Below are 253 nucleotides of genomic sequence, written 5' to 3' on the forward strand. Positions count from 1 at the left end.
TAGGGAGCGCAACTCGGGACGTACCTGCACCTCGGTGGGTTCTTCACCAGTTTCTTCTTTCGCGTTACGGATGGCTCGGCGGGTCGCTGCCGCTGCGCGATCAGGGTTTTGCACCGTACTGATAGCGTTAGCGTCCACCACTGTCAGGTCGTATGTGCCCAGGTCCTTCGCAACGGTTGCTGCCAGCTCTTGGCTGTTTGCTGGCGCTTTTACCAGGGTTCCTTGCGGGATGCCCTTGGCGTTGGCGAGGGCG

1 protein-coding gene is annotated in these 253 nt (G+C 60.9%); it reads right to left on the reverse strand.

Annotated features, from left to right (window positions below; genetic code table 11):
- Positions 1-253 (reverse strand): hypothetical protein (locus QP381_RS09245; protein WP_285068730.1); only part of this gene is annotated, 253 nt, incomplete at both ends.

This window comes from Pauljensenia sp. UMB6358 (assembly GCF_030216865.1).
GTDB classification, from domain to species: domain Bacteria; phylum Actinomycetota; class Actinomycetes; order Actinomycetales; family Actinomycetaceae; genus Pauljensenia; species Pauljensenia turicensis_A.